Here is a 237-nt window from a genome sequence, read left to right as displayed (position 1 = left end):
GCGCAACAACCTCGGCGGCTTGCTGCGGGAACTGGGACAGCTCGACGAGGCCCGCGACCAGTACGAACAGGCCCTCACCATCAGCCTCGCCGCCCTCGGCCCCAACCACCCCAACATCGGGATCCGGCGCAACAACCTCGGCGGCTTGCTGCGGGAACTGGGACAGCTCGACGAGGCCCGCGACCAGTACGAACAGGCCCTCACCATCAGCCTCGCCGCCCTCGGCCCCAACCACCC

The 237-nt window shown here is 69.6% G+C and carries 1 protein-coding gene; it reads left to right on the top strand.

The annotated features are described in order from the left end of the window. Positions 1 to 19: 19 nt before the first annotated feature. Positions 20 to 237, top strand: a 218-nt coding sequence (locus ACXN5W_RS30425) for a tetratricopeptide repeat protein (RefSeq protein WP_473161827.1), incomplete at its 3' end; no start/stop codon positions are given.

This window comes from Plantactinospora sp. A48, assembly GCF_055793945.1.
Note: the sequence above shows the minus strand (reverse complement) of the source record. Positions and strands in the feature narration are given on the sequence as shown.